General features: G+C 63.4%; 23 protein-coding genes, 1 tRNA gene and 2 pseudogenes. 11 read left to right on the top strand and 15 right to left on the bottom strand.

The annotated features are described in order from the left end of the window. Window positions 1-109: 109 nt before the first annotated feature. The 3 genes from EV666_RS11765 to EV666_RS11755 all read left to right on the top strand — a co-directional run bounded on the left by EV666_RS11765 (window position 110) and on the right by EV666_RS11755 (window position 4,074). Complete coding sequence (locus EV666_RS11765) at window positions 110-1,711, top strand: S1C family serine protease (RefSeq protein WP_165909997.1); 1,602 nt, start codon at window positions 110-112, stop codon at window positions 1,709-1,711. 80 nt (window positions 1,712-1,791) lie between these two features. After that, on the top strand, window positions 1,792-2,604 hold the full coding sequence (locus tag EV666_RS11760; protein WP_132007968.1) for an enoyl-CoA hydratase/isomerase family protein: 813 nt from the start codon (window positions 1,792-1,794) through the stop codon (window positions 2,602-2,604). Window positions 2,605-2,874: 270 nt separating this feature from the next. Beyond that, window positions 2,875-4,074, top strand: a complete 1,200-nt coding sequence (locus EV666_RS11755) for an ABC transporter substrate-binding protein (protein WP_132007965.1) — start codon at window positions 2,875-2,877, stop codon at window positions 4,072-4,074. Window positions 4,075-4,133: 59 nt separating this feature from the next. Here EV666_RS11755 and EV666_RS11750 read toward each other — a convergent pair whose 3' ends face one another. Next, entirely contained in the window at window positions 4,134-5,714 is a 1,581-nt protein-coding gene (locus EV666_RS11750; protein ID WP_132007962.1) for a DUF262 domain-containing protein, read from the bottom strand. Between the two features lie 262 nt (window positions 5,715-5,976). On the opposite strand from EV666_RS11750, the gene EV666_RS11745 reads away from it, so the two are divergent. Further along, complete coding sequence (locus EV666_RS11745) at window positions 5,977-7,170, top strand: ABC transporter substrate-binding protein (RefSeq protein WP_245514388.1); 1,194 nt, start codon at window positions 5,977-5,979, stop codon at window positions 7,168-7,170. 499 nt (window positions 7,171-7,669) lie between these two features. Further along, window positions 7,670-8,308, top strand: a complete 639-nt coding sequence (locus EV666_RS11740) for a MarC family protein (protein ID WP_132007956.1) — start codon at window positions 7,670-7,672, stop codon at window positions 8,306-8,308. Between the two features lie 309 nt (window positions 8,309-8,617). Here EV666_RS11740 and EV666_RS11735 read toward each other — a convergent pair. Further along, a tRNA-Val gene (locus EV666_RS11735) sits at window positions 8,618-8,692 on the bottom strand. A 303-nt stretch (window positions 8,693-8,995) separates the two neighbouring features. On the opposite strand from EV666_RS11735, the gene EV666_RS11730 reads away from it, so the two are divergent. Further along, window positions 8,996-9,580, top strand: coding sequence for a L,D-transpeptidase (locus EV666_RS11730; RefSeq protein WP_132008293.1), 585 nt, complete (start codon window positions 8,996-8,998; stop codon window positions 9,578-9,580). A 181-nt stretch (window positions 9,581-9,761) separates the two neighbouring features. Here EV666_RS11730 and EV666_RS11725 read toward each other — a convergent pair whose 3' ends face one another. Next, on the bottom strand, window positions 9,762-10,136 hold the full coding sequence (locus EV666_RS11725) for a gamma-butyrobetaine hydroxylase family protein (RefSeq protein ID WP_132007953.1): 375 nt from the start codon (window positions 10,134-10,136) through the stop codon (window positions 9,762-9,764). Between the two features lie 262 nt (window positions 10,137-10,398). Then, the gene (locus EV666_RS11720) at window positions 10,399-11,490 is read right to left on the bottom strand and encodes a TRAP transporter substrate-binding protein (RefSeq protein WP_132007950.1); all 1,092 of its coding nucleotides are present in this window, start codon (window positions 11,488-11,490) and stop codon (window positions 10,399-10,401) included. 228 nt (window positions 11,491-11,718) lie between these two features. Between EV666_RS11720 and EV666_RS11715 the strand changes: the two genes are divergently transcribed. Then, window positions 11,719-12,270 carry a hypothetical protein gene (locus EV666_RS11715; protein ID WP_132007947.1) on the top strand — a complete coding sequence of 184 codons (552 nt, stop codon included), beginning with the start codon at window positions 11,719-11,721 and terminating at the stop codon, window positions 12,268-12,270. 541 nt (window positions 12,271-12,811) lie between these two features. Here EV666_RS11715 and EV666_RS11710 read toward each other — a convergent pair. Beyond that, window positions 12,812-13,945 (bottom strand): Mrp/NBP35 family ATP-binding protein, encoded by a 1,134-nt coding sequence (locus tag EV666_RS11710; protein ID WP_132007944.1) that lies wholly within the window; start codon window positions 13,943-13,945, stop codon window positions 12,812-12,814. Window positions 13,946-14,314: 369 nt separating this feature from the next. Between EV666_RS11710 and EV666_RS11705 the strand changes: the two genes are divergently transcribed. Beyond that, entirely contained in the window at window positions 14,315-15,193 is an 879-nt protein-coding gene (locus tag EV666_RS11705) for an NAD(P)-dependent oxidoreductase (RefSeq protein ID WP_132007941.1), read from the top strand. 69 nt (window positions 15,194-15,262) lie between these two features. Here the strand turns inward: EV666_RS11705 and EV666_RS11700 are convergent, their stop codons facing one another. From EV666_RS11700 to cobT, 4 genes are all read right to left on the bottom strand, one after another. Next, the gene (locus tag EV666_RS11700) at window positions 15,263-16,018 is read right to left on the bottom strand and encodes an MBL fold metallo-hydrolase (protein WP_165909996.1); all 756 of its coding nucleotides are present in this window, start codon (window positions 16,016-16,018) and stop codon (window positions 15,263-15,265) included. Between the two features lie 8 nt (window positions 16,019-16,026). Next, the gene (locus tag EV666_RS11695; RefSeq protein WP_132007935.1) at window positions 16,027-16,641 is read right to left on the bottom strand and encodes a glutathione S-transferase family protein; all 615 of its coding nucleotides are present in this window, start codon (window positions 16,639-16,641) and stop codon (window positions 16,027-16,029) included. A 688-nt stretch (window positions 16,642-17,329) separates the two neighbouring features. Next, entirely contained in the window at window positions 17,330-17,878 is a 549-nt protein-coding gene (locus tag EV666_RS11690; RefSeq protein ID WP_132007932.1) for a thermonuclease family protein, read from the bottom strand. Next, on the bottom strand, window positions 17,875-18,909 hold the full coding sequence (gene cobT / locus EV666_RS11685) for a nicotinate-nucleotide--dimethylbenzimidazole phosphoribosyltransferase (protein WP_132007929.1): 1,035 nt from the start codon (window positions 18,907-18,909) through the stop codon (window positions 17,875-17,877). The genes EV666_RS11690 and cobT overlap by 4 nt, the downstream gene beginning before the upstream one ends. 329 nt (window positions 18,910-19,238) lie before the next feature. Here cobT and EV666_RS11680 point away from each other — a divergent pair, with 329 nt between their 5' ends. Continuing rightward, window positions 19,239-21,098, top strand: coding sequence for an autotransporter domain-containing protein (locus EV666_RS11680; RefSeq protein WP_132007926.1), 1,860 nt, complete (start codon window positions 19,239-19,241; stop codon window positions 21,096-21,098). Between the two features lie 191 nt (window positions 21,099-21,289). On the opposite strand, the gene EV666_RS11675 is transcribed toward EV666_RS11680, so the two are convergent. Further along, complete coding sequence (locus EV666_RS11675) at window positions 21,290-21,790, bottom strand: MaoC family dehydratase (RefSeq protein WP_132007923.1); 501 nt, start codon at window positions 21,788-21,790, stop codon at window positions 21,290-21,292. A gap of 150 nt (window positions 21,791-21,940) precedes the next feature. Further along, window positions 21,941-22,987: a tRNA dihydrouridine(20/20a) synthase DusA gene (gene dusA, locus EV666_RS11670; RefSeq protein WP_132007920.1), complete on the bottom strand. Its 1,047-nt coding sequence runs from the start codon at window positions 22,985-22,987 to the stop codon at window positions 21,941-21,943. A 94-nt stretch (window positions 22,988-23,081) separates the two neighbouring features. Between dusA and EV666_RS11665 the strand changes: the two genes are divergently transcribed. After that, window positions 23,082-23,789, top strand: coding sequence for a hypothetical protein (locus EV666_RS11665; RefSeq protein ID WP_132007917.1), 708 nt, complete (start codon window positions 23,082-23,084; stop codon window positions 23,787-23,789). Window positions 23,790-23,998: 209 nt separating this feature from the next. Here the strand turns inward: EV666_RS11665 and EV666_RS18450 are convergent. The 3 genes and pseudogenes from EV666_RS18450 to EV666_RS11650 all read right to left on the bottom strand — a co-directional run. Beyond that, window positions 23,999-24,475 (bottom strand): annotated as a pseudogene (locus EV666_RS18450) (transposase); the annotation flags it as partial. Between the two features lie 12 nt (window positions 24,476-24,487). Next, window positions 24,488-24,820 carry an integrase gene (locus tag EV666_RS18445; RefSeq protein WP_132007911.1) on the bottom strand — a complete coding sequence of 111 codons (333 nt, stop codon included), beginning with the start codon at window positions 24,818-24,820 and terminating at the stop codon, window positions 24,488-24,490. Beyond that, a complete protein-coding gene (locus tag EV666_RS11650; protein ID WP_245514377.1) occupies window positions 24,786-25,133 on the bottom strand; it encodes a transposase in 348 nt (115 codons plus the stop codon). The genes EV666_RS18445 and EV666_RS11650 overlap by 35 nt, the downstream gene beginning before the upstream one ends. A 75-nt stretch (window positions 25,134-25,208) precedes the next feature. On the opposite strand from EV666_RS11650, the pseudogene EV666_RS11645 reads away from it, so the two are divergent. Beyond that, window positions 25,209-25,409 (top strand): annotated as a pseudogene (locus EV666_RS11645) (tyrosine-type recombinase/integrase); the annotation flags it as partial. 143 nt (window positions 25,410-25,552) lie between these two features. On the opposite strand, the gene EV666_RS11640 reads toward EV666_RS11645, so the two are convergent. After that, the gene (locus EV666_RS11640; RefSeq protein WP_132007905.1) at window positions 25,553-26,446 is read right to left on the bottom strand and encodes a glycosyltransferase family A protein; all 894 of its coding nucleotides are present in this window, start codon (window positions 26,444-26,446) and stop codon (window positions 25,553-25,555) included. Between the last annotated feature and the right edge of the window lie 143 nt (window positions 26,447-26,589).

The following is a 26,589-nucleotide window of genomic DNA, read 5'->3' as shown; positions in this document are numbered from 1 at the left end:
ACCCGATCCAGAAGCGAAACGCGCCTGAACCGCCTGCGGCGGAAACGGCGCTTTCTGATCAATCCGGGTGGGGCCGGACGCCAGGCGGCGCCGGATGGGGCTAATGACAATGAAACGACCTGGAAGGGCCGTCTGGACCCGCACGGGAGCGGCCGCCCTGCTGCTGGGGATCGCGCTGGCCGGCGGCCAGACGCAAGCGCGGCCGCAAGACCCGTACTTCCGGACAGCGCAGCGGCAGTTTCTGTCCCTGGAGCCGGAAACGCGCCTGTGGTTCCAGATTTTTCTCACCAGCGCCGGCCACTGGCCAGCCGTACCCAACATTGGCTATTCGACGCGGCTGTTCGAGGCGACCCGACGCCTTCAGGCGGAACGGGGCGAAGCGCCAACCGGCGTGCTGACGCGCAGCCAGGTGACGCAGATTCTCGGCTCCGCCTCGTCGGTGCTGCACAGCTGGGACATGCGCAGGGTCGACCACCCCACCCGCCGCGCCTGGATCTGGCTGCCGGCAGGCGTTGACCTCCATTTCAGCCGCACGGCGGATGGGCTGGAAGCCCGCTCCTGGCGCAGCCGCCTGCGCATCCGTTTTGAATATTTCCCCGGCCAGAATCTCACCCGCGCCCACGAAGCCACCCTGACCTCCATGATTCGTGGCGGCGACCGCATCCAGTACCAGACGCTGAAGCGCGACTTCATGGTGGTGTCGGGCCGGCAGGGGCCACACCAGCGCTATGTGCGCTATCATGACGACGGCTCCGGGCTGATTGGCTTCGACATGACCTGGTCTGGCGAGGAACCGCCGGTCTATGGCGAGCGACTGGCCACCCTGGTTTCCGGCTCGCTGTGGGCGTCGATGACCGGCGCGCCCTTCCCCCGGCTCGATCGCCCTTTCCGCACCCCCTCACGGGGCGACGAGACTCCCGCACAAGAAACCCCTGCTCAAGAATCTTCCCCCAGCGAACCCTGGAGCCATGCGGCGACGCCTCCACCTGCCGGAAACTCCCCAGCCAGCGAGCCGCGCGCATCGTCACAAGCCGCGCCGCCGGCGACGGCGCAGGAGCGTGATGACGACAGCAGTCGCAGCGTCTCGACCGGCTCCGGATTTGGCGTTTCCACGGCGGGCCACTTCCTCACCAACGCCCATGTGGTGTCCGGCTGCCGCAGCATCGCCATCCGCGGCGCTGATCTGGCGACACAGCCGGCAGAACTGCTGGCGCGGGATGAAACCAACGATCTCGCGCTGTTGCGCGCCGGCGCCCCTGCGGAATCAGCGGCAGTCCTGCCGTTGCGGCCAGGGGTGCGCCTGGGCGAGGCGGTGGCCGCATTCGGGTTCCCCCATAGCGACATGCTGGCGACGAGCGGCAATTTCACGCTCGGCAATGTCACCGCCCTGTCTGGCCTGAGGGACGACAGCCGCTACCTGCAGATTTCCGCGCCCGTGCAATCCGGCAACTCGGGCGGGCCGTTGGTTGACGCGTATGGCAATCTGGTCGGCGTCGTCACCGCCAAGCTCAACGCCATCAAGGTGATGGCGGCGAGCGGCGACCTGCCGCAGAATGTGAATTTCGCGGTGAAATCGGCGCTGGCGGCGAGTTTTCTGGATTCCCGTCAGGTTCAATACGCCACCGGCGGGCCGGGCGAACGGAAGCTGGAGGCGGCCGATCTCGCGGAGCGGGCGCGGCGCGCCAGCGTGTTTGTCACCTGCGCGCGTTAACCCCTCTCGACAGGGGGCGGGCGGCGTGCTGTTTCTGGGACAAAGCAAGCCTGAAAACAACGCCCAACGGGAGACACGCCATGGACGCCGCCACCGCGCCGACGGTTCAGGAAGTTCTGTACGAGGTCGACAGCCACGTCGCGACCATCACCCTCAACGCGCCGGAGCGGATGAACACCATCTCTGGCCCGATGCTGGATGAGCTGACCCAGCTGCTGGTGCGCGCCAACGAGGACCCGGAGGTGCGTTGCGTCATCCTCACCGGCAAGGGCCGCGCCTTCTGCGCCGGCCTTGACCTGCGCCCCAAGGGGGAAGCCGGCGCCAGGCTGATGAGCTCGGCCTCCTCCCCCACCAACCTGAACCTGCGCAATACGCCGCCCACGGTGATGCACGCCATGGACAAGCCGATCATCTGCGCGGTTAATGGCGGAGCGGCCGGTTATGGCATGGACACGGCGCTGGGCTGCGACATCCGCATCATGGCGAAATCGGCCAAGCTGGCGGCGGCCTTCACCCGGCGCGGCGTGGTGCCGGAATCGGGCGGCACCTGGTTTCTGCCGCGCATGATCGGCTGGTCGAAAGCGGCGGAGCTGATCTTCACCGGCCGCACGCTTTCAGCCGAAGAATCGGTTGAATGGGGCCTCGCCTCCTATGTGGTGGAGGATGACCAGCTGATGGCGAAAGCCCGCGAACTGGCGCTGGATATCGCTGGCAACGCCCCGCTCGCCGTGCAGGCCTCCAAGCGCATGATGCGCATGGGCCTTTCCGAGCAGTTCAACGACCACGTGCACCACGTGTTCCTGCAATTGCTGCCGCTGTTCAAATCGGAAGACGCGGCGGAAGGCATGACGGCCTTCATGGAAAAGCGTCCGGCGGTGTTCAAGGGCCGCTGACGCCCGCGACCAGCGAGGCGCGCCCCTCCACAGGCTTGCGCGCTTCGCGCTGTTCCACAGGCCGGCGTACAAAAGAGCCGTGTTCAAAAACGGGGCGGACATTGACGGCGGGCGCCGCCCCAGGCCACCCTCATCATCAAACAAATGTGACCGCCACGGCCTGGCCGACGGCTTCCGCACGGAAGCATCCCCGGCATGTCGCGGCGCATCCACAACAAATGCAAAGAGACGGCGGCCTGCATCTGGCGGGCGCCGGCCCGGGAGGCACCCATGAAGCACCTGCTGAAAGCCGGCGTCGCCGCGCTTGCCCTGATCACCTGCGTCGCGGCGGCCCAGGCGGAAACCATCCGCATCGGCGTGCTCACCGACATGGCTGGCCCGCTCTCCGACGCCCAGGGGCCGGGCTCCGTCGAAGCCACGCGCATGGCGGTGGAGGACTTTGGCGGCAAGTTGCTGGGCGAGAAGATCGAGGTGATCGGCGCCGATCACCAGAACAAGGCCGATATCGGCGCGGCCATCGCCCGTGACTGGTACGACACCCGCAATGTGCAGATGATCATGGATCTCGGCAGCTCCGCCGTGGCCATCGCCGTGCAGAATATCGCCAAAGACAAGAACCGCCTCTCCGTCGCCACCGGCGCCGCCAGCAGCGAACTCACCAACAAGCATTGCAACACCAACGCCATCCAGTGGGGCTATGACACCTACCAGTTCGCCAAGGGCATCACCGGCCCGGTGGTGAAGGCCGGCGGCGACAAGTGGTTCTTCATCTCGGCCGATTACGCCTTTGGCCATGCGCTGGAGAACGACACCCGCAAGAACGTGGAGGCCATGGGCGGCAAGGTGCTGGGCTCGGTGCGCCACCCGATCAACAATCTCGATTTCTCCTCCTTCCTGATGCAGGCGAAGAACTCCGGCGCCAATGTCATCGCCATCGCCAGCGCCATCGCTGACCAGCAGAACGCGCTGAAGCAGGGCCAGGAGTTCGGCATTTTCGACGACAAGACCAAAGCCGCCGCCATGGCGCTGCTGCTGTCCGACGTGCATTCGGTGGGCCTGAAGGCGGCGCAGAACACCACGGTGTCGTCGATCTTCTACTGGGACGCGGATGATGAGAGCCGCGCCTTCTCCGAGCGTTACGCCAAAAAAATGGGCCGGCCGCCGTCCGAGGCCCAGGCCATGAACTACAGCGGCACGCTGGCGTGGCTGCGCGCGGCGGAAGCAGCCAAATCCGTGGACACCGACAAGGTGCTGGCGCAACTGCGCAGCGGCCCGATCAAGGCGCCATTTATCAAGAATGGCGAACTGCGCGCCGACGGCAAGCTGGTCCGCGATATCTGGCTGATGAAAGTGAAAGCCCCTGAAGCCTCGAAGAAACCTTGGGACTACATGGAAATCACCGGCACGATCGCCGGCAAGGACGCCTTCCGGCCGGTTTCGGAGTCGGAGTGCAAGCTGTTGAAGGGGTGATTCGGCAGCTTAGTTGCAACAGTACGGGATGCCGACGAACGCTCGACATCCCAACACCGTCAAGCGTGGACTATTTTTCCATTTGAAATCAAAGCCATTGCTGTTTCAGCAAGCATTTGCGAACGAACCCTTATAAAATCCTCATACTCCATATTACCATCCATAGCATCGATAGGAAGGATGCTGGCTTTGGCAATTTCCGTTCTATGGCTGCTGTCAATTTGTGACATATAAATAGCTGGGGCGTTATCGCTTATAGATCTATTATCAGCTGAACTCAAAAAGCACACATTCGCTATTACATTAGACTGATGAAATGGAATGCCTCTTCTTAACAAATAAGCCTTCGGGTAAATGTGATGAAATTCCCTACTATTATATGCTGACATCGCGTTGCCAAGGTCTACCTCTGCACCGGAAATAAATGTACGAAGCGAGAACTGCGCCAACAGACAAATAGCAGCTTTGGCAACCGCAGAATTAATTCGCCAAGTTTTCTTAAATAAACCGGGATCAACAATCGAGTTCAGATCTCCGAACGCACCCTTTCCATCGGCCAGCTGCCTCACAGCATCGATATCCTGCATCACTGCTGAATTAGTGCCCGCCTTGTATTTTTGCGTAAAAGATACGTGCCAAAACCAACGTTTTAATGCAACAAGTTGCGACGCCGTCGGTTTCGTCGTCAGAGAAAAAAATTTAACGAGCGGAACAATCATAATTGGAAACGGAACAAAAACAATATTTTTTATTTTTAACTCCTTTTCGAGAAAATCTACAGCAGAATATACTCCAATTTTTAACTTTTTCATTCCATCTACAAGCAACCCAGGAGCCACGTCAACCAACTCATCGGCGTCAATTTTGTTCAACAAAACCGCAGCCAAACATCTCATAAGCAATGTCTGGTCCAATTCCTCATAACCTTTATCCGATAAAGAATCTACGACCCCTTCAATTTCTTTACGTAAATCAAATTGATCAGACCATGTCCATGCAGCCAACAACTCCAAGGTACTCAAACTCGTACCGGAAGAATTAATTCTCTGAAATACACGACAAACTTCCTGATTTGTACGATCCTTAATCGTAACAACTGGAAATTCGTAATCCTTAAACCGCTCGGTCAAACGTGCAATTACAACTTGCGCGCTACTGTCAAATCGCCCCAGCTCAGGCAATAGTTTGGTTGTATCCAAAATCACACGTAGATTTATGGTTTTTTCCGGGTCTGCAACAGAAGCATGAATGAATTCTTCTGTATACGGGTTAAAACAAACACGAAATCGACTCGCTAATTCGACATCGGCAGTTGCATCTTCTGAATTAAATACCCCATAAAGAGTCGTAAGACGCTGCTGACCATCCAGCACATAGCTTACAGGAAAATCTGCCGGCGTAGAAGGAAGAAGAAAACCACCGACATTACGTTCATGAGCCAATGTAATTTTAGTCGACCAAAGCAGCAACGACCCCACTGGATATCCACGATATATGGAATCAAGCAAACTCATTATTTGCTCATCGCTCCATACATATTGCCGCTGAAAGACCGGTATCTTAATATTGCCACGCGCCACATCGCTAAGCAATGCAGATAAGCGCGGATTTGATGGCGTTATCTTATGGATACCAGACATAATCCCCCCAATATATATTTGATTTTTCAATAATCAGAAGGGCAGCCTGAATGTCAATAGCACCTTGATCAACTCAACAGCTATCCCAAATAATCCCAAAGTCTAATATTCACTGCTTCCAGCCTCTCATACCCATCATTGCGCCCCTCCATAGCTTCCGCCATGATCCCTCCGGAACCAGAACAAACGGTCCGGAGGAAACATGACGACTATCCGCAAGGCGTTTGCCGCCGCGCTGTTCGGCGCGACGGCTGTTGGGGCAATGGCTATTGGGGCAACGACGCTTGGGGCGGCGTTCGCCGCGCCGGCGGCGGCGCAGGGCGCTGACAGGCCGGTGAAGATCGGCATGATGGGCGACCTGGCGTCGGTGTATTCAGACATTGGCGGCAAGGGCGGCATCGAGGCCATCAAGATGGCCATCGAGGACTTCGGCGGCGAGGTGCTTGGCAAGAAGATCGCGTTCGTCGCGGCCGACAGCCTCAACAAGCCGGACCAGGCCTCCGCCATCGCCCGCCAGTGGTATGACAATGACGGCGTCGACGTCATTCTCGATCTGCCGACATCGGCCACGGCGCTGGCGACCATGCAGATCGCCAATGATCGCAAGAAGATTGTGATGGTGACGGGCGCCGGCAGCTCCGACATCACCGGCAAGCACTGCTCGCCCTACACCGCCCACTGGACCTGGGACACTTACGCCAACGGCAAGACCGTCGGCCAGGCTATTGTGAAAGAGGGCGGCGACACCTGGTTCTTCATCACCGCCGACTATGTGTTTGGCCACTCGCTGGAGCGCGACACCAGCGAATTCGTCAAGGCGGCCGGCGGCAAGGTGCTGGGCAGCGCCAGGCACCCGCTCAACAACCAGGACTTCTCCTCCTTCCTGCTCCAGGCCCAGAGTTCGAAGGCGAAGATCGTCGGCCTGGCCAATGGCGGCGGCGACACCATCAATTCCATCAAACAGGCGGCTGAGTTTGGCCTTGGGCAGAGCGGCCAGAAGCTCGCCGGCCTGGTGATGTTCATCTCCGACATCCACAGCCTGGGCCTGAAGACCGCCCAGGGCCTGGTGATTACCGAGGCGTGGTACTGGGACAAGGACGAGAAGACCCGCGAGTTCGCCAACCGCTTCTTCAAGCGCACCGGCCGCATGCCGACCATGAACCAGGCGGCGAACTGGAGCGCTGTCACCCATTACCTCAAGGCGGTGAAGGCCGTAGGCTCCACCGACGCCGACAAGGTGATGGCGAAGATGCGCGAAACCCCGGTGAAGGACATGTTCACCGACAATGGCGTGCTGCGCCAGGACGGCCGCATGGTGCACTCCATGCTGCTGCTGGAAGTGAAGAAGCCGGAAGAATCGAAGAAGCCCTGGGATTATTACAAGATCATCGCTGAAGTGCCCGGCGACCAGGCGTTCCGCCCCCTCAAGGACGGCGGCTGTCCGCTGGTGAAGTAACCTCGCCCGCACAGCTCCGGCGCCCTGGCGCGCTTCAGGAATGCTGGCTCATGGGATGCGCGGTCTGCTGGCCCTGTCCCGTTGCCCCCACGAAACGTGGAAGCTGGCCTTTCGGGAAAGCGCCCCAGGGCGAAGTCTGGCTGCCCAACCCCGGCGCGCGCCCGATTCACGGGCGCGTATCTTTTTTGCCACGCGTCCGGCAGCCAGAATCCCGTCGGGCTCCGCCTCCGGTAACCGCGCGCTCACGCAACGCGCGCACACGCCCCAATATCTGCGCCCCGGCGGGCAAGTATTGGCGTGACGCGCGCCTGACCAGGAGCGCTTTCCGGATCAAGAAGAGCGCCGCAGGCTGGCCGCCCCGCCCCGACGTCAGGCGGCGCGCCCGCGCGCGAGTCATGACAGGAACACAATCCTATTGAATTTATGATAATGCCTGTACGTCATACAGGAAAATCTGATAATATTCTCATATATATTCATATATATCACTGGATAAACAATGCATAATAACCAACAGTTGCTTGCGACACAATTCGTGACACTGTTCACGGTTCTTGATCCACTGAGCCATGTGGCGCTTTTCCTTGCGCTGACAGGTCATTTCAGCCCCAGGCAGAAGCAGACCGCCGCGATTACCGGCGTCGCCACGGCGTTCCTCGTGCTCGCGGCCTTTGGGCTGGGCGGCCAGGCCCTGCTGAAAACCATGGGCGTATCCTTGCGATCGTTCCAGATAGCCGGGGGCGTCATCATGTTGGTGTTCGCCATGACCATGGTTCTGGGTTCCGGCGAGATCGCCCACGAAAGCGGGGCGGGTAAATCAGGCTCGCCGTTTGACACCGCCATCTACCCCCTGGCGGTCCCTGTGATCGCTGGTCCGGCGGCGCTCCTCTGCATGGTTCTGATGATGGACGGCGTGAACAACACGGCCAACGCCAGCCGCATGCAGGTTCTGGGCGTGCTGGTCGCCGTGCTGGCGTTGCTGCTGCTCGCGTTACTGCTTGGCGATCGTATCTCCCGCGCTATCGGAAACGGCGGCGCCAATCTGCTGCGGCGCATTCTGGGCATGGTGCTGGCAGCAGTCGCGGTCAATACGACCCTTGCGGCCGTGGGCAGCTGGCTCGAACTGCCGCCAATCTGAGCATGGACCGGCCATTTCCTGAAATACCGCCCCACCCCGCCATACTGGAACACGACGGTTCGCAAACATGACGAAATCAGCAAGAGCCCCGCCGGCGCGTGCAAAACAGGACAACGGGCCGGAACAAAATCCGCGAAAATGCTCCGCCATCGCATAAGCCTGCCCTGCCATCGGTCAGGCTCATCCAGCCATATCATCACGCCCTGGCGCAATGGACGCTACCCATGTGAATGGCGTCGGCTTCGCGCGAAATCAGACAGCTCCCATCCGGGAACCAGCCTTCAAATACGGATGCAGCTGAATGGAAAATGGTGGGCGGTACTGGGATTGAACCAGTGACCCCACGCGTGTGAAGCGTGTGCTCTCCCGCTGAGCTAACCGCCCTAACCGGTTGCGACGCGTTACCGTCGCCGGGAATGCGCCACTCATAGGCGCCGCCGCGGATGCCGTCAAGCGGCCGCCGCGCCGTCATGCACAGTTTCCCCAATGGCTGCTTCTGGCGCCCCATCGTGGCCGCCGGCAACTGTTGCCCATGCGTCACGCGCGTCTGGCAATCGCCCCCCTGGAGGCCGCGCCGGATTGCCTGTTAACCCCACCTTGAGCATTTTGTCGCAAACAAGGGAACATTGCGCCCCTTCGGCGTATTTCCCGATATGAACGCCACATTTCACCCCGGACGAGGCAATGATGCGTCGCTTGACTTTCGGTATGGTCGGTCTGTTGGCTGGACTGGCGTCGTTCGCGCCGTCTGCATTTGCCTATCCCGAGATCGATCCGCTCACCCGCCAGCCTCTTGTCTATGATGCTCCCAACTTCAGGGCGAAGGCGACGAATATCCCGCGCGCGGTCGTGGAGTTTCCCGGCAAGTACGCGCCGGGCACCATCGTGATTTCCACCTCGGAGCGCCGGCTGTACTTCGTGCTGCCGGACGGCAAGGCCATCCGTTATGGCATCGGCGTTGGACGCGAAGGCTTCTCGTGGGCCGGCACCGAGCGCGTCACCATGAAGCGCGAGTGGCCGACCTGGACGCCGCCCGCCTCCATGCTGAAGCGTCGCCCCGACCTGCCCCGCTTCATGCCCGGCGGCGAGGACAATCCGATGGGCGCGCGCGCCCTCTATCTGGGCAACACCCTCTATCGCATCCACGGCTCCAACGAGCCGGAGACGATTGGCCAGGCGGTTTCCTCCGGCTGCATCCGCATGATGAACGAGGATGTGATTGACCTCTACGCCCGCGTGCCCGTTGGCACCCGCGTGGTGGTGATGCGCTGAGCCGGCTTCCGGCAGCCGCAAGAGAAGCAGAAAGGGCCGGAATTTCCGGCCCTTTTTTCGTGGGCGAACGACCGCAGGCGGCGGCTGTCCCGGCAATCCATTCCCGCCCAACATTCGCCACCCCAACCGGCGCGCGTCGCGGCAAGGCGATGACGGCAAACCGGCGGTCCGGACGGGCGGGTTAGCGGCCCATGCCCTTGTGGGCGAGTTCGGCCAGGTACTCCGCCCACATGGCGTCCTGCTCCACAACCATGCGACGCAACAGGCGCCAGCCATACAGGCCGGTGTCGTGGCCATCGTCGAAAACGATGCGGACCGCATAATTGCCTATGGGCTCCAGCGCCGCTATCCGCACGTCGCGTTTGCCGCCAACGGTCTTGCGGTCGGCTGCGCCATGGCCCCGCACCTCGGCGGACGGGCTCCAGACGCGCAGGAACTCGGCCGACAACACGCCGCTGACCCCATCGTCAAACGTAACGGCCAGCCCATCCCTGGCGGAAAGCAGCCGCAGCTCTTCCGGCCATGCTCCATCATCACCCGCGCCGCGCCCAGTCATGCCCGCTCTCCAACCCGAACCAGGGCGGTGAAGATAGCGACGCGCCCGCCGCCTGCAAAGCGCCCGCCAATGGACGCCTCATAACGCGCGACGCTGACGTCAGGCCAACGCCCTTTCCACCGGGGCGCCGTGCAAGACATCCGGCGCATCCGGCGCCAGCGCTCCGGGCCCCCGCGGCCCCAAAAAGCAAAACGCCAGCCCGAGGAAGCTGGCGTTTTCCCTGCTCTGGCCGGCGCCATGGCCTGGCCATCATCAATCAGCCCTACCCTCCCCTTGCGCGGGCGCGGATCATGAAATTGTCGAAGGTGTATTCAGCCACCTGCCACCACAGATAGGAGTCGTTGCGGAAGGTGCGAACGGCGTCGTACACCTTCTTGAACTCGGGGTTCTTGGCCGAAATCTCATCATAAAGCTGGTTCGAAACCTTGTAACAGGCCTCCATGACGTCCTGTGGGAATGCCCGGAGCTGGGCGCCGCCGGCGACCAGACGCTTGATGGCGCCCGGGTTCTTGGCGTCGTAATTCGCCTGCATCTGCTGGTTGGCCATCAGCGCCGCCGTGCGCACCACCGCCTGGTAGGTTTTCGGCAGTTCGTTGAATTTGGCCTGATTGAAGAAGAAGTTCAGGGCGGCGCAGCCCTCCCACCAGCCGGGATAGTAGTAATATTTGGCGACGCGCGCGAAGCCGAGCTTTTCGTCGTCATAGGGGCCGACCCATTCGGCGGCGTCAATGGTGCCCTTTTCCAGCGCCGGATAGATGTCGCCGCCGGCGATCTGCTGCGGCACGCCGCCAAGGCGCTGCAAAATCTGGCCCGCAATGCCGGCGATGCGCATCTTCAACCCGTTCAGGTCCTGAACCGAATTGATTTCCTTGCGAAACCAGCCGCCCATCTGGGTGCCGGTGTTGCCGCCAGGAAGCATGGTCACGTTATATTTCTTGTAGAACTCATTCATCATGTCGAGACCGCCGCCGGTAAGAAACCAGGCGTTGATCATGCGCGCGTTGAGGCCAAAGGGTATCGCCGAGCCAAAGGCAAAAGTAGGATCCTTGCCGACGTAATAATAGGAAGCCGTGTGGCACATCTCCACGGTGCTGGCCTGTACGGCGTCCAGCGCCTGGAGACCAGGGACGATTTCATTCGACGCAAAAACGTGGATCTGGAACTTGCCGTCGGTCATATCCGAAACGGCCCTGGCGAAATCTTCCGCCGCGCCGAAAATAGTATCCAGCGACTTGGGAAAACTCGACGTACAACGCCAGCGCACTTCTGGCGCAGACTGGGCGATGGCTGGAGAAGCAACCGCAGCGCCCACAACGCCTGTGCTGGCGGCCTGCAAAAACTGACGACGCTTCATCGCGTTTTCCTCCCGTGGATCGGCGCAGAACCATTCACGTGCAAAAGAAAACCAGCGCGCCCAGCATCACGCAACAGAAATTACCATTCCCGGCATCATACATTGGTTGGAATGTACAGGATTAAGCTGCCGCCCGCCGCGCCGGCGCCCCTCATCCGCACGCCATGTCGCGGCCCGTGAACCAGAAGCTGGCTCTCACCGGTTTTGAACGGGGGACCACGCGGCGCCATGGCGCGCGACCGCCAGGATGCGCCCGCCCCGCTCCTGGAACACGACCGGCGTGCGCCGCGGCTCCCGGAGAACGCCCACGGCGTCGGGATGTGGAGCGAGCCCCTCGCGCGCCGGGTCGCCCGGCGATTCGCCGGTGAAAACGCCATAACCGCCGGCAAGCGTCAGAAGAACGGCTCCGACCACGGGCGAACGCCGCCGCCCGGCGCGCCGGAGGGCCCAGACGCGGCGACGTTTCACGCCAGGGACAGGCGGGTTGAAACCGGAAACTGGAATATCGTGGCGGCCTGGCATGTGCGCCTCCTCTTCCACGCGAATCTGACGCTGGCGGCCACGCTCCCCACAGCCGCGAGGCCCCGTGTATCCGCAAGACCAGGGCGTTCGCGCCCGGGCCGCCTGCTTTCACATGCTATGAAAACCATCTCGGCCAGTAAAGCCGCCAACTATCGAGCGCGCCGCGACATCTGCGCGCGCCAAATCATAATTATTCTGAAAAGAAATTTCCTGTCACAGGTTGGTCATTCAGAAATAACCTGCGACAATACGGTGTAATACGCATGTATCATTCAGGGCGCGGCCATCGAGCGATACGCTGAAGGGAAGCGCGGACAGGGCTCCCGCCAACGCGCCCGGGAGCGCCACGTCAGTCCGGCGTCCGCCGCCAGTGTTCATGGGGGTGGCTGCGCGAAGCGGGCGCCAGGGCGTCCTGGATAATCACCGGTTCACGGAAAACGCGCCAGGGTTGGCGCATTGCGCGCCCGCGCTTCACTCTACGAAACCAGGATCCGGATTTCCCCGATCATGCCATGGGCTCCAGGCGCCCGGCGGCGAATGCCGGCAGGGTTTGGGGCGAATGCTGGCGGGTCTGGCGGGCTTTGCGATCAGGGAAGCGCGGCGCACCGGGGCTACCCACGCCTGCCCTGACTGGCGCGCTTTAGCTCCGGTCCCTGCCTCCCCCGCCCCTCGCCCCGCCCCTCGCCCCGGCGCGACAGACCCGGTGACTTGCGGAGGAGCACCGATCCAGCACCGCCCTCCAGACCGCCCTCCGTCCAGCCCCGGTCCCGGCGCGGCAGATGGGGGCAGACGCGTCTCCTCAGTCGATGACGATGCGCGGCGCCTGGCGGGCCGATGCTCCCGCAGCCAAGCGACTGGCGATCGCTTTGGCGATCGAAAGGTAAGCCGCGGCGTGCGGTCCTTCCGGCTCCGAGATCACCACGGGGCGGCCGGCGTCCGAGGTTTCGCGGATGGTCATGTGTAGCGGAATCTCGCCGAGGAACGGCGCGCCAATACGCTCCGCCTCATGGCGGGCGCCGCCATGGCCGAAAATGTCCGAGCGGGTTCCGCAGGCGGGGCAGATGAAGGTGGACATGTTTTCCACCACCCCCAGCACCGGCACGTCGACCTTGTCGAACATGGCGACGCCGCGCCGGGCGTCGATCAGGGCCAGGTCCTGCGGCGTGGAGACGATGACCGCGCCTGCCAGCGGCACGTTCTGCGCCATGGTCAGCTGGGCGTCGCCCGTGCCGGGCGGCATATCGACCACCAGCACGTCCAGATCGCCCCAGACCACCTCGCGCAGCAGCTGCTGCAGGGCCGACATCACCATGGGGCCGCGCCAGATGATGGCCGCCTCCGGGTCGACCAGAAAACCGATGGACATCACCTTCACGCCCCACCGCACCGGCGGCTTCAGCATGCGGTTTTCAAGCATCTCCGGCTTTTCTGAAATGCCGAACAGGCGCGGCGCCGAGGGGCCGTAGATGTCGGCGTCGAGCAGGCCGACGCTGAGGCCGAGACCGGCGAGCGCCAGGGCCAGGTTGCAGGCGGTGGTGGACTTGCCGACGCCGCCCTTGCCGCTCGCGACCGCCACGATATGGCGCACGCCGGGAACGGCGGCGCGATTGCGCCCGGCCGCGGCGCGCGAGGCGCCCGGCCCATGGCCGGCCGCGCGCGCGGGCGCCGGGCGTCCGCCAGCGCCCGGCGACGCCTCGGCGGTGAGCGCCACCAGGGCGCCGGCGACGCCCGGCAACGCGGCGATGGCCTGCTCGGCCGCCCGGCACAGGGGCTCCATGGCGGCGGCCCGCGCCGGCTCCGTGCGGATCGCCACGTAAACGCGGTCGCCATTGATGGCGACATCCGACATGAGGCCCGTTTCCGGCAACGGCGTCACGCCGTCCGGTCCGGGCACGCGGGCGAGCGCCGCCAGCACCTGGTCCCTGGTGATCATGGCGCTGGTATGAGGCGCCGTCCCCGGGGCGGTCAATGCGTCCGTGGCGCGCGGCTGATGCGTGCTGTCCGGGCGTCGCCGGCGTCCGTCTCAGGGGCGCACGCCCCTTTGAAGGGGCAGGCGCATGAGGCCCCCAGGCCCCGACCAGCGAAACACGTCTTGATTCTGGTGAATGCCTGTTCTTCGTTCACGGCCGGCGAGCCTGCCCGGGATTGTCACGGCGCTGGCCCCAAGGCGCGCCGGTGGCGGGGCGGATATCACCTGCGCGCGGAAAATGCGCTAAACCAAACGCGTTGAATCAATGGGCAGGGCAGGATTCCGGCGCCACGCGAACGGGTTTTGCTCCGGCGGACAAACAAGGAGGCCGGCATGGCGAAGGCAGCGTTTCTGGGTCTGGGCGTGATGGGCTTTCCCATGGCCGGGCATCTGCAGGCCAGCGGGCATGCGGTGACGGTTTACAATCGCACCGCCGCCAAAGCGGACGCGTGGATCGCCCGTCATGGCGGACGCGCCGCCGCGACGCCGCGCGAGGCCGCCGCCGGCTGCGATTTCGTGTTCGCCTGCGTCGGCAACGACGACGACCTGCGCCAGGTCACCATCGGAGCGGACGGCGCCTTTCATGGCATGACGCCGGGCGCGATTTTCGTTGACCACACCACCGCCTCCGCCGATGTGGCGCGGGAGCTGGCGACAGAGGCCACGGCCCGTGGACTTGGCTTCATTGATGCGCCGGTGTCGGGCGGCCAGGCCGGGGCGGAGAATGGCGCCCTCACCGTCATGTGCGGCGGCGACGCCGGGCAATACGCCCGGGTGGAGCCTGTCATCGCCAGCTTCGCGCGGGCCTGCCGGCTGATGGGGCCGGCCGGCGCCGGGCAGTTGACCAAGATGGTCAACCAGATCTGCATCGCCGGTCTTGTGCAGGCCCTGGCCGAGGGCGTCAGCTTCGCCCAGCACGCCGGGCTGGACGTGGAAGCCGTGGTGGATGTGATCTCAAAGGGCGCGGCGCAGTCCTGGCAGATGGAGAACCGCCACAAGACCATGAACGCCGGCCAGTTCGACTTCGGCTTCGCCGTCGACTGGATGCGCAAGGACCTGTCGATCTGCCTGGCCGAGGCCCGCCGTAACGGCGCCAGCCTGCCGGTGACGGCGCTGGTGGACCAGTTCTACGGCGAGGTGCAGGCGCTGGGCGGGGCGCGCTGGGACACCTCAAGCCTCATCGCCCGCCTGCCGAAGGCCGGCGGGGCCTGAGCAACCTGGCCTGCCTGGCGAACCGGGGAACGCCCCAGGTTCGCCCGGTGACGGTCAGTTCGCGTGGGCTCACACCTCGACGACCAGCCCGTCCCGCGCCAGCATGTAGCCGCGCGCGCGGGCATGGGCGGCCGCCTCTTCCGTCAGCATGCCCGGCCCCATGTGGGTCAGCATGATGCGCCGCGCCCGCAGGCTGCTCCGTTTCGCCTCAATGGTTTCCATATCGAGGTGCGAAGGCACGACGCCGTACCGGCCCTTGCCGCGGCCCATGCATTCGAGGATCAGCAGGTCGGCGCCATCGGCGACGTCAACCAGCGCGTCGGTCCAGGCGGTGTCGCCGGAGAAGGCAAGCAGCCGCTCGCCATGGCGCACCCGCAATGCGGTGGCCGGCGCGCCGGAGGGATGTATCACCTCGAAGCTTTCCACGGTGAAGCCGGCGATCTCCGTCGGCGTCCGCAACGGCAGGTCATCCACCGACATGGGGAAGCGCCACGCCGTCCGCCATGTGCCGGTGAACATGGCTTCCATCAGCACCGGCAGGCGGGCGCCCATGCCCGGCGGACCGAGCAGTTTCAGCGGCCGGCGCCGGCGCGCCTCATACTGGCTGTCCAGCAGCAGGAACGGCAGCCCGCCATAATGGTCGCCGTGCAGATGCGACACCACCACGGCGTCGACATCGGTCGACGCCAGACCCAGCTTCTTGAGGGCGATCAGCGAGGACGCGCCAAAATCCAGCGCCAGCGTCCGGCCGCCCGCGTGGACCAGGAAGCAGGTGTTGAACCTGCCCCCGGCGCCAAAGGCATCGCCACATCCGGCGACCGTCACGCGCATGTTCAGGTCGCGCTGGCGCTTGGCCGGGCCGAAACCTCCACCCGCCAGCGGTTGAAGTTCGCCAGATCGTCGGGAACGGTGATTTTCGCCACCTTGCCGAAATCAACCACGCAAATGGCGGTGATGTCGGCGATGGAAAACGCATCGCCGGCGATGAAGGCGCGGGTCGCCAGTTCCTGATCCAGCACGCGCATGAAATCCACGGCCTTGAGCTTGTTGGCCTCGCCCCATTCGGTGATCTGCGGCTGCTCCATGCTCGCCATGGCCGGGTTGATGTGGCGGAAGGCGGCGAAGATCGGCTGGGCCAGGTAGAACTCCACGTGGCGGCTCCACATTTCGACCAGCGCCCGCTCCCTGGCGTCGCGGCCAAACAGGGCGGGCTCGGGGTGAAGCTCCTCAAGATAGCGGCAGATCGCCACCGACTCGGCGATCACGGTTCCATCGTCCAGCTCCAGCGCCGGCACCCGCTGCACCGCCGTCACCTTCCGAAAAGCGTCGCCCTTGTGCTCCCCGGTCGCCAGATTGACGGCCACGCGCGGGATGTCGATGTTCTTCTCAGCCATGAAAATGTGCACACGGCGTGGATTCGGCGTGCGCGGCGTTTCGTAAAGCTTCATCCCTGGCTCCCAATACGGTTCTGGCGTCAGGGGAGCATCACGCCCACGTGAGGTCAACAGGCCAGCAAAGCCCCGGGACCCCGCCTGCCCCTTTACCCACATGGGCGCGACGCGCCGCGCGCCTGCCGGCCCCGTTCGGCCCTGGAAGCAAAGAAAAAGGGCATGCACCGCGAGGCGACAGGTCGCCATGCCGTGACATGCCCTGAAGTCAGGGGGGTCTCAAGATCGGGGTCGGGACCAGAATGATCCCTGCGATCCCATGCTTAACGCCGACAGCGCCATGAGGTTCCCCAAACCGGAAAACTTCCATGGCCCGAAATGCAAAATTTTGCGTTTCTGGCAGGGGCATTCCCTGGCGCGCATGCAGCTGGGGCATACGTGCTTCCAGCGGCGCGGGCCGGGTCTTCGTACATCACGCCGGCGAGCGCCGCCGAACGCGGCCCCAGGCAAAAGAAAAGGCGCCGCGTGGGGGGAACGCGACGCCTTCAGGGGGGCTGTGTCAAATCTCTACGGAGGTCGTCGGGATTTGATGAACCCACCATACGGCGCCCATGACCTGACGTACGTGCGCCAGCGCACATGACCTTGGGTAAGTAGCCGCTCGATGCAGAAGTCAAATTCAGGCCATGCATCGGACGCATACCGATCTGGCAACGGCTATCGCACGCGGTGGCGCTGGCGACTGGCCCTAACGTTTGCGGTCGTTGCGGGGATGCAGCCGCCGCCATTCCTGCGGCGTCATGAACTGCCCGGCCCATATGCCGCGCCGGGCGGCGCGCGCCTCCGCCTCTTCGCGCCCGTAGGCGCCATAGGACACGGCCATGCCGTCGCGGACCAACGCGGCGTTGACCTCCTCTCCGACGACAGAGCAGACGGCCAGGGTGCGGCCGTAGCGATCCAGCCCCTGGCTTTGGCAACTCGCATCGGCGCGGCCAAGCCGCGCGGCCAGAAAGCTGCGGGCGGCCTCGCCACAGTTCCAGCTCTGGCCATTACGTTCGCAGGTCTGGCGCAGTTCGGGCGCATCCAGCCCGGCAAGCCGGATCTCGACGCCATTGAGGCGCACGGAATCGCCATCAACGGCGCGCGCCCGCCCCTGCAGCAGTTCGCCCTTCTCTTTTTCGGGCAGCATGGTGACGACAGCGGCGCACGCGGCCAGCAGCGACGCCGCAAGCAGCAGGTCAGCGGCGCTGAAACGCCTGGGGGAGAAAATCGCCCCCCGGCGCATCCGGCGGCTCATCCGGCGTCGCCCTTGCCGGAGACGCCGGCCGTCGCAAAGGTCGCCATGTCGTTGTGACAGGCGACGGCGGCGCGGATGACGCCGGCGGCCAGGGCCGCGCCGGTGCCTTCGCCGAGGCGCATGCCCAGATCGAGGATCGGCTTCTTGCCAAGCCGCTCGAGAACGTCGGCGTGGGCGCCCTCGGCGGAGCAGTGGCCGGCGACGCAATGATCGATCAGCGTCGGCTCCAGCGCGTGCAGGATGGCGGCGGCGGCGGTGATGACGTAACCGTCGATCACCACCGGAATACGCTGGGCCCGCGCCGCCAGGATGGCGCCGGCGGTAGCCGCGATCTCCCTGCCGCCGATGCGGCGCAGAATTTCCAGCGGGTCCTTCAGATTGGCGCCATGATGCGCCATGGCCGCCTCGACAGCGGCGACCTTGCGCGCCATGCCGGCGTTATCGAGGCCGCTGCCGCGCCCGACCCAATGGGCGGCCTCGCCGCCATAGAGCGCGGCGAAGATGGCGGCGGCGACGGTGGTGTTGCCGATGCCCAGTTCGCCCAGACACAGCAGATCGGTTCCACCGGCGATGGCCTCCATGCCGAAGGCCATGGTGGCGACGCAGGACTTCTCGTCCAGCGCATCCTCACAGGTGATGTCGCCGGTCGGCACGTCCAGCGCCAGATCGAACACCTTGAAGCCAAGATCATACGCGGCGCAAATCTGGTTGATCGCCGCGCCGCCGGCGGCGAAGTTCTCCAGCATCTGCCGGGTGACGCTCTGGGGATAGGCAGAGACGCCGCGCGCGGTCACGCCGTGATTGCCCGCGAACACACACACCACCGGGCGATTGACCGATGGTTTTGAGCGCCCCTGCCAGGCGGCCAGCCATTCCACCAGCGACTCAAGCCGCCCCAACGATCCCGCCGGCTTGGTCAGCTCCGCATCACGTTCGCGCACGTTGGCCGCGGCGTCCACGTCCGGGCCTGGCAATTCGCGGATCATGTGGCGGATGTCGTCGAACGGAAGTCCGGTAAAGCTGGCGGCCATGGCGTTCCTGCGGAAAAACACGCCAGACAATCAGGCGCGGCGCGCCCGGGACGGGGCGCATGACAGTGGGGGCGCCAACTGGCGCCGGATGGGCGCAGCTATACCCGCGTGGGCCGGCGAGGTGAAGTCTCATGCTGGCGCACGACGTTTCCGCCGGGGCGATGCGCTGTCGCCGGATGACGTTTCGCCGGCCGCGCGTCACCGTCCACATTGCCGTCGGCGACAGCGCGCCTGATCACATAGCGTTAACCGGGCGCCGCCAACCGGGGATAGGCGGCGCCGTGAAACCAGCGTCCAGTGAACGCTCATAACCCGCTGGAAGGTTTCCCATGTTCCGACTTGTCATTATCGGCGTCGCCGCCACGCTGGCGGCGACAGCGGCGCAGGCTCGCGCGCCTGGCCAGGTATTCGGCTTTGGAGACAGCCTTGTCGACAATGGCAATGTCTACCACGCCACCGGGGACAGGGAGCCCGCGTCGCCCCCCTATTTCCACGGCCGCTACTCCAATGGCCCAACCTTTGTCGAGAACCTGCCTGGCCTCCTCGGCATGGGCTGGAGCGCTGGCAATGATCTGGCTTATGGCGGCGCCACATCGGGCGCGACGGTCAATGAGGCGCCTGGCCTGCCCGGCTTTACCGCGCAGATCGCGAAGTTCGCCGCGGGCGGCGGACGGTTTTCCGCCTCCGACCTGCCAGTGACATGGGTTGGCGCCAACGACTATATCGACGCGGCGCGGGCCCATATCCTGGATCTGCTGTTTGGCGACGACGCGGAGCGACGCGCCATTTTCGAGCCGGTGGTGCGGAGCGCGGCGACAAATATCGTCCAGGGCGTCGGCAGCATGTTCGCGCTTGGGGCCCGGCGCGCGGTCATTCTTGGCCTGCCGCCGCTTGGCAAGGCGCCCATCCTGAATGGCGGGCCGCTGGGCGACTTGGCTGACGCCGTGAGCGCCGCGCACAACCAGGCGCTGTTGCAGGGGCTGCAACTTCTCAACGCCCGCACCGGGATGAACCTTTATTTTATCAACGCGGATATGGCGTTCCGCATGTTCCTGGCGGATCCCCACCGCTATGGCTTTGACGACACCGTAAACGCCTGCATGGGCGACCCGGCTTGCGCGAAGGCGCCCGCGGATGTCCAGAACCGGCATATCTTCTTCGACGACCTGCACCCAACGGCGGCGACGCACCGGCTCATCGCCCGGATCATCGCCAACCATGTGAGCGCCGGCGCCGGCCTTGACCGGCCCGGACGGGACAGCGTGGCGGCCGCCGAGGCTTTCAGCCGCTCCATATTGTGGGGATCGGCGCGCAAAATTACCCCGGTGGGACCCTCGCAACTGGCCGGGCCGAGCCTTTTCAGCTTCGCCAGCGGCGAGCTTTCCCGCGCCCGCGCGCCGCAGGCCGGGGACAGCGAGCGTTATCGGGGCGAGCGCCAGTCGCTTGCCGCGGGCTTCGGCGTGGACTTCAACCAGTACTGGCGGGCGGGCATCGCCCTTGGCGGCGATGATCTGCAATCGTCAGCGGCGATCAGCCGGCAGAAGGGCGACGCCCTGCACGCGGCGCTGTTCGCCGGCGTTGACTACCAGGGCTGGTTCGCCAGCGCGGTGCTTGGCGTCAACCACAGCAACCTGAAAACAACGCGCGCAGGCCTGCTGGCCGGCGATCTCATCACCGGCGCCCCGAAAGGCACAGGCTATACGCTGGCCGTGGAGACGGGGCGGCGCTTCGATATCGGCGGCGGCCTGACGCTGGCGCCAATCGCCGGCGTGCGCCATACCGGCTACAGGATGAGGGGCTATGACGAGCATGGCCTGCCCCTGCTGACCCAGGCTGTCGGGCAGGACCGGCTTGACCGCACCGTGCTGGACGCGGGACTGCAACTGTCGGGCGGCTGGTATACAACGACCGCTTTCGGCGATCTTGTCGTGTCGCCAACAGCCGATCTGCGCATCGCGATCGCGCCGGATGCTTCGGAGCATACGGTTAGCGCGTCATTTCACAGCGCGCCAGGCCTGGTGATCCGCAACCGGACGCCCGCCGAACGGGCCGCATTCGGCGAACTGAAACTCGGCCTCAACGTGATGCTCGCCGGCTTCATCAGCAACGACCTCTCCGTGACGACAACAATCGGCCGGGATGGGCGGCAGGAACAGGCGCTGACCGACCGCCTGACGATGCGTTTCTGACGTCGCGCCCCCAATGGCGCCGCCCGCTGCCGGCAGGGAGCGGAGGCGCCAGATCATGGGGCGGCCAGCAGGCGGCGCCGGCCCGCGCAACACGGTCCGGCCCCGCGGAACAGGCACACAGATCCGCGGACCTGGTGAAGCGCCATATGCAAGGCGCCGGACAGAAACGCTCCCACCGTTCATGCCCGGCCCTACAGCCGCAACAGGTAGGAGTGCCGCCCCTCCAGCACCAGTTCGCCCTTCTGGTTCTCCACCGTGGCGCGCATGTGGACCAGGCCCGTGGTGCGCTGGCGAACCAGTTCGGTGATCTCCAGCAGCGGATACAGGGTGTCGTCCGGAAACACGCCCTTGAGAAATTTGGCCTGCACCTCAACAAAGCCAATCAGCTTCGGGCCTATCACGTGCGGGAAAAGCCCCGCCCCCGCCGCCGTGGCGCTTAACACCTGAAGGCCATGGGCCAGCAGATCCGGGTGGCCGGTCGCCTGGCAATAGGCCCTGTCGTAGTGGATCGGGTGATTGTCGCCGCTCACCACCTGAAACGCGGAAAAGTGCGCCATCGTTATGGTGCGCGCCGGGCACGGATAACGTTCGCCCACCTTCAGCTCATCAAATCCGCGCAGCGGAACAAGCGGGCGCGATAGCGGATCGAACTCCGGTTGCCGCCCCGCATCGGCGTGCGCTGCATCGACCATGGCGTTCTCCCTGTTTCGCCGGCGAACCGGTCGTTCAGCGCCGGATCACCCTGATTTTTGTCTGAGACGACTTCCCCACAGGCGAACATGATCGCCGCGGGCAATGCCTGTTGGCGAGACTGCCAGCCTTGCCGGCGAGCGGCAACCGCCCTACTGCGCCGCGACACGTTCCGGGAAAGGCCGCACCATGTTCATGGCGTCGATGAGCACCTGCCGGTCTGCGCCAGGCCTTGTGGCGTGCGTGGCGAGATGGCGACGGAAAGCCCGGGCGCCCGGCTGCCCGGGAAACAGACCCAGCAGGTGACGGGTGATCTGCGACAGACGCAGACCCGCTTGCAGGCGCTCATCAATATAGGGCAAGAGCGCCTCAAGGGCGTCGCGCTCGCCAGCCACAGGCGCCGCCTCGCCGAACAGTTCGGGATCGACCTGCAACAACTGCCCCGGATTTTGGTACGCGGCGCGCCCCAGCATGACGCCGTCGAGCGCCTTCAACTGCGTTTTCGCGGCGTCGATCGACACAAGGCCGCCATTGATGATGACCGGCAGATCAGGCCAGGCCTGCTTCAGACGATGCACGCGATCGTAATCGAGCGGCGGAATATCCCGGTTTTCCTTCGGCGAAAGCCCCTGCAGCCAAGCCTTGCGCGCATGCACGATGAGGGCGTCGACGCCGGCGGCAACCACCGCGCGGGTCAGTTCCTCAAGGGCAACTTCGGGGTCCTGATCATCGACGCCAATGCGGCACTTCACGGTGACAGGAATGGGCGCCGCCGCCTTCATGGCGGCGACGCAATCGCCCACCAGCTCCGGCTGCCGCATCAGACAGGCGCCAAAGGCCCCATCCTGCACCCGATCCGACGGGCAGCCTACGTTGAGGTTGACCTCGTCATAGCCAAGGTCAGCGCAAACGCGGGCACACTGCGCCAACGCCGCCGGATCATTGCCGCCCAGCTGGACGGCGACTGGATGCTCCTGCCGGCTGTACCCCAGCAACCGCGCCCGGTCGCCATGTATGATGGCGCCGGTGGTGATCATCTCCGTATAAAGACGGGCGCGACGGCTCAGCAGCCGGTGAAAAAACCGGCATTCCCGATCCGACCAGTCGATCATCGGAGCCACGCAGAACCGCCAGGGCGATGGACTGGCGGGAATCGTTGGCGTTCCTTGGGTTCCTGGTTGGTGCGTGGCGTCCGTCATGGTGCGTATGGCTGCGTATTTTTCGGCTTTCAGGGGGCATTCTTCCGGGTTAGGTATCACATTGTGACACTGGCGCGGGGTGTGTGATACCGATATGGGAACCATCGTGGCGCGGAAGCGCGCTGACGGCAGTACCGCCTATCTGGCGAGGATCGCCATCAAACGCCAGAGCGAGGTCGTCTACCGCGAGAACCAGACATTTGACAGGCGTCAGGTTGCCTCTGCCTGGATCGCCAAGCGGGAAACGGAGCTGCGCGAACCCGGAGCACTCGACCGGGCGTCGCGGCCAGTCATCACGCTCGCCGACGCCATCAAGAGATTTACAGCCGAGAACAAGCGATCCATCGGCCGGTCGCGCGCTCAGGTCATGGATTTCCTGAGCAAGTCAGAATTCGCCCAGGCACGGTGCGATGACATTACAAGCCAGCGCATCGTGGGCTTTGCGAGCGACCTCGCAAAGACGCGGAAGGCATCAACAGTCGCGGGCTATCCCAGCGGCCTGTCTGCGGTGATGGAAGTCGCAAAGCCGGCAAGGAGCTACCCTCTGGACAAGCATGCCATGGTCGACGCCCTCGCGGTGGCCCGGCGTCTCGGCCTCATCGCCAGAAGCAACGAGCGCGACCGGCGCCCTACCCTCGACGAACTCGACCGACTGATGAAGCACTTCATGGACCGGCGGGCCAACGCCTCCCCCATGACGCACATCTCGCTTTCGCGATTTTCTCGACGCGACGGATCGAGGAAATTACGCGGATCCGCTGGGAGGACTACGAGGGCAACCGGATACTCATCCGGTCCATGAAAGACCCGCGCAACAAGGCGCGGAACCATACCCACGTGACGCTGACTGACGAGGCGCGCGCCATTATTGAGGCGATGCCGAAGACGGATGAGCGCATATTCCCATGGAATGGCGAATCTGCTGGCTCATCGCACGCCCGCGCTTGCGAGACGCTTGGCATTAAGGATCTGCATTTCCATGATGTAATGCCCCACCGGAATCTGCTCAGGTTATGCCGCTAAGGCGAATGCCTGTGCTGGCTTTTTCATTTTCAGGGCCTGATGCGGCCGGCGATGGTTGTAGAAGCCGGTCCAGTCCCCGATTGCGCGGGCAGCGTGCTGTATGCTGTCGAAGCGCTGGCGATGAACGCATTGCTCCTTCGGGGTTCTGATGACGCGCTCGACCATGCCATTCTGTTGCGGGCAGTGCGGCGTGATGAACTCCTGCTTGAGGCCATAGCCGCGGACCAGCGCCGTGAACTTCTGGCTGGTAAAAACAAGGCCGTTGTCAGATCTCAGCAGGAATTCCTTCGCGACGCGACCCAGCGTACCGAACCTGTTGATCAGCGCGTGTTCCAGGGCGCTGGCGGCTGTCGTGGCCTTGCCGGAGCGTGACAGATGCCAGCCCGGCAGTTCGCGGGTGTGGCAGTCGATGACCAGCGCCAGCGTGGTCCAGCGGTCCTTTCCTGCCCAGACCCGACACATGTCCGTCGACCAGCGCTAATTAGACCCGGTCGCGACCGACGGGATTGCCTCGATCCGCGGACGCATGCCGACAGGACGCCTGCGAACCTGCCATCCCTTGAGCTGAAATACCCGCTGGACCGTGTTCTTGTTGAACCCCAGGAGCCAGGCCACGGTCCGGTAACCGAAAGACGGTTCCTGCTCGATCATCGCCTTGATGGGCTCGGCAAAGCGCGGATCAACCTTCGGAACGGCTTTGGCGGCCCTGTAATAAACCGTCCGGCGCGGCACGCCAAACCAGGCGCAAAGCCTGGTCAGAGGAACCTTGATGCCTTCAGCGAGAAGGCCCTGCTGGATGCTCTGGATCATTTGTCGTCCGCAGCATCCAGCAGGGCCTGGTATTTTTTCGCGCGCGCAACTCCAGCATGACCTCACCATAGGCCTCCTGCAGATCCTTCAGTTGCTTCGCGTATTGCTCGCGAATGTCGAGCGGTTTGGCGCGCAGGGAATTTTCCATCCCTCGTTTGGCGTCGTCGACCCAGCCCTCGATCTCCGAAGGCGACAGGTCAAATGACCGACTGGCCTCAGCCACCGTCGTCTGGCCCTGAATGACCTCAATCACCAGCGCTGTCTTACGCTTCGCCGTCCAGCGCTTAATGCCGTCGTCCATCGTCAAACTCATTGCTACCTTCTCCATTGGAGCATGAGTAGGTTTTCACTGGGTCGTTACACAGCAAGCGCAGCAGACGCACGACATTCCTCATCACACGCCCGCGCCTGCAAGACGCTGGGCATTGAGGATCTGCATTTCCATGACATGCGCCACGAGGGGATCTCGCGGCGGTTCGAGATGGGCTGGAACATCCCGAACGTCGCTACCGTTAGCGGACACCGCCGCTGGAACACGCTCAAGCGCTACGCCCATATCCGCCAAACCGCGGACAAATATGAGGGCTGACCATGGATGGAGGTGGTGGCGAAGCCGCCGCAATAGATATCGACGGCCCCAACCGACGCCATCAAGCGCATGGAACCAGAGGTCTTGGCCGCCCTGTAATTGGCAAGCCCCCTATAAGCATCTGCCATGCATGCGCACCAAGCTCAATGACGCTTCAATGCGCCCGCCAAGAGACGCCTGCGAATGGCAGCTGCAACTCGTCCAACTACGCGCAATGGTCGCGTGACGCGCCAAGAACTGGACGCATATACGGAAGCAAGTACGGCCCTCACCGCCTCGATCTCACCGGACTGGTGCACCGTCTGCCGACCAGATTTAATATACGCGGAAAATAAATCTGGCCCTCCAGACAAATTGCACACCAGTGAAGCAATTTCTCCCAAGGATCTGTTCCATTCGGTACGATCCGTAAGCGTGATAGAATTACCGGATTCGCGAATTGAAATCCCAACCAGGAGCGCATCGAAGACCACCGGCGTGGCCTTCCCGGAAAGCAACACCCACAGAATACAAAGATAATCTTCGAAATAGGTTACGCAATGTATCGCCGCCTTTGGTATTTCCAAGATGCTTTCTCTGGGGAAAATGGCTCCGCAGAAAGGCGTATGGTTATGACCGCTCAATGAGTCAAAAAAATCGGACGGCTCGAATACGCGACTAGGATACGATGTGTAATGTGCGACGACATCTGGCGTGCCAGTTGGAAAAGCTACCTCTCGAAACTGTTGCGTACGGATAAAAAAAATAGCCGATCTTGGGGACACATTAATTATAAGCCCAAGCCGCCCCGCCTCATTTGGAAATAACCAATCATCATCGTCAACAAACCACAAATATTCAGCGTCAATGCACTCTGCTGCAAGCCGCACAAGTTTGAAGCGCGTATCACCGGCGGCGGCTAGGCTAAAGCGTATAATTGATGTATCCGGCCATGAAAAATCAATATTATCCGAAGAATCCGTCACAATGTACTTACTGAATTTCGCCCCTTTTCCAGACGAAACTACGAATGCGTCTATTGTCTGAAGCGTACGCAAAAGCAACTCCCGCCGCTTGAATTGCGTACGCACAACAATAGCTACCTTTGAGAACACCGGGAATAAAGTGCGCCATTTTCTGGCGTGCCTCACCGATATAAAAGTATGCCAGTCCTGCTAGACCTCCGTTTTTTGGCGGAGGC

The organism is Camelimonas lactis (genome assembly GCF_004342915.1).
GTDB lineage: Bacteria > Pseudomonadota > Alphaproteobacteria > Rhizobiales > Beijerinckiaceae > Camelimonas > Camelimonas lactis.
The sequence above is the reverse complement of the archived record's forward strand: the minus strand, read 5'-3'. Positions and strand labels throughout refer to the sequence as shown.

Coding starts and splice junctions, on each gene's coding strand:
- EV666_RS11765 (WP_165909997.1), top strand. CDS start 110: ATGAAACGACCTGGAAGGGCCGTCTGGACCCGCACGGGAGCGGCCGCC.
- EV666_RS11760 (WP_132007968.1), top strand. CDS start 1,792: ATGGACGCCGCCACCGCGCCGACGGTTCAGGAAGTTCTGTACGAGGTC.
- EV666_RS11755 (WP_132007965.1), top strand. CDS start 2,875: ATGAAGCACCTGCTGAAAGCCGGCGTCGCCGCGCTTGCCCTGATCACC.
- EV666_RS11750 (WP_132007962.1), bottom strand. CDS start 5,714: ATGTCTGGTATCCATAAGATAACGCCATCAAATCCGCGCTTATCTGCA.
- EV666_RS11745 (WP_245514388.1), top strand. CDS start 5,977: ATGGCTATTGGGGCAACGACGCTTGGGGCGGCGTTCGCCGCGCCGGCG.
- EV666_RS11740 (WP_132007956.1), top strand. CDS start 7,670: ATGCATAATAACCAACAGTTGCTTGCGACACAATTCGTGACACTGTTC.
- EV666_RS11730 (WP_132008293.1), top strand. CDS start 8,996: ATGCGTCGCTTGACTTTCGGTATGGTCGGTCTGTTGGCTGGACTGGCG.
- EV666_RS11725 (WP_132007953.1), bottom strand. CDS start 10,136: ATGACTGGGCGCGGCGCGGGTGATGATGGAGCATGGCCGGAAGAGCTG.
- EV666_RS11720 (WP_132007950.1), bottom strand. CDS start 11,490: ATGAAGCGTCGTCAGTTTTTGCAGGCCGCCAGCACAGGCGTTGTGGGC.
- EV666_RS11715 (WP_132007947.1), top strand. CDS start 11,719: ATGGCGCGCGACCGCCAGGATGCGCCCGCCCCGCTCCTGGAACACGAC.
- EV666_RS11710 (WP_132007944.1), bottom strand. CDS start 13,945: ATGATCACCAGGGACCAGGTGCTGGCGGCGCTCGCCCGCGTGCCCGGA.
- EV666_RS11705 (WP_132007941.1), top strand. CDS start 14,315: ATGGCGAAGGCAGCGTTTCTGGGTCTGGGCGTGATGGGCTTTCCCATG.
- EV666_RS11695 (WP_132007935.1), bottom strand. CDS start 16,641: ATGAAGCTTTACGAAACGCCGCGCACGCCGAATCCACGCCGTGTGCAC.
- EV666_RS11690 (WP_132007932.1), bottom strand. CDS start 17,878: ATGAGCCGCCGGATGCGCCGGGGGGCGATTTTCTCCCCCAGGCGTTTC.
- cobT (WP_132007929.1), bottom strand. CDS start 18,909: ATGGCCGCCAGCTTTACCGGACTTCCGTTCGACGACATCCGCCACATG.
- EV666_RS11680 (WP_132007926.1), top strand. CDS start 19,239: ATGTTCCGACTTGTCATTATCGGCGTCGCCGCCACGCTGGCGGCGACA.
- EV666_RS11675 (WP_132007923.1), bottom strand. CDS start 21,790: ATGGTCGATGCAGCGCACGCCGATGCGGGGCGGCAACCGGAGTTCGAT.
- dusA (WP_132007920.1), bottom strand. CDS start 22,987: ATGACGGACGCCACGCACCAACCAGGAACCCAAGGAACGCCAACGATT.
- EV666_RS11665 (WP_132007917.1), top strand. CDS start 23,082: ATGGGAACCATCGTGGCGCGGAAGCGCGCTGACGGCAGTACCGCCTAT.
- EV666_RS18445 (WP_132007911.1), bottom strand. CDS start 24,820: ATGATCCAGAGCATCCAGCAGGGCCTTCTCGCTGAAGGCATCAAGGTT.
- EV666_RS11650 (WP_245514377.1), bottom strand. CDS start 25,133: ATGAGTTTGACGATGGACGACGGCATTAAGCGCTGGACGGCGAAGCGT.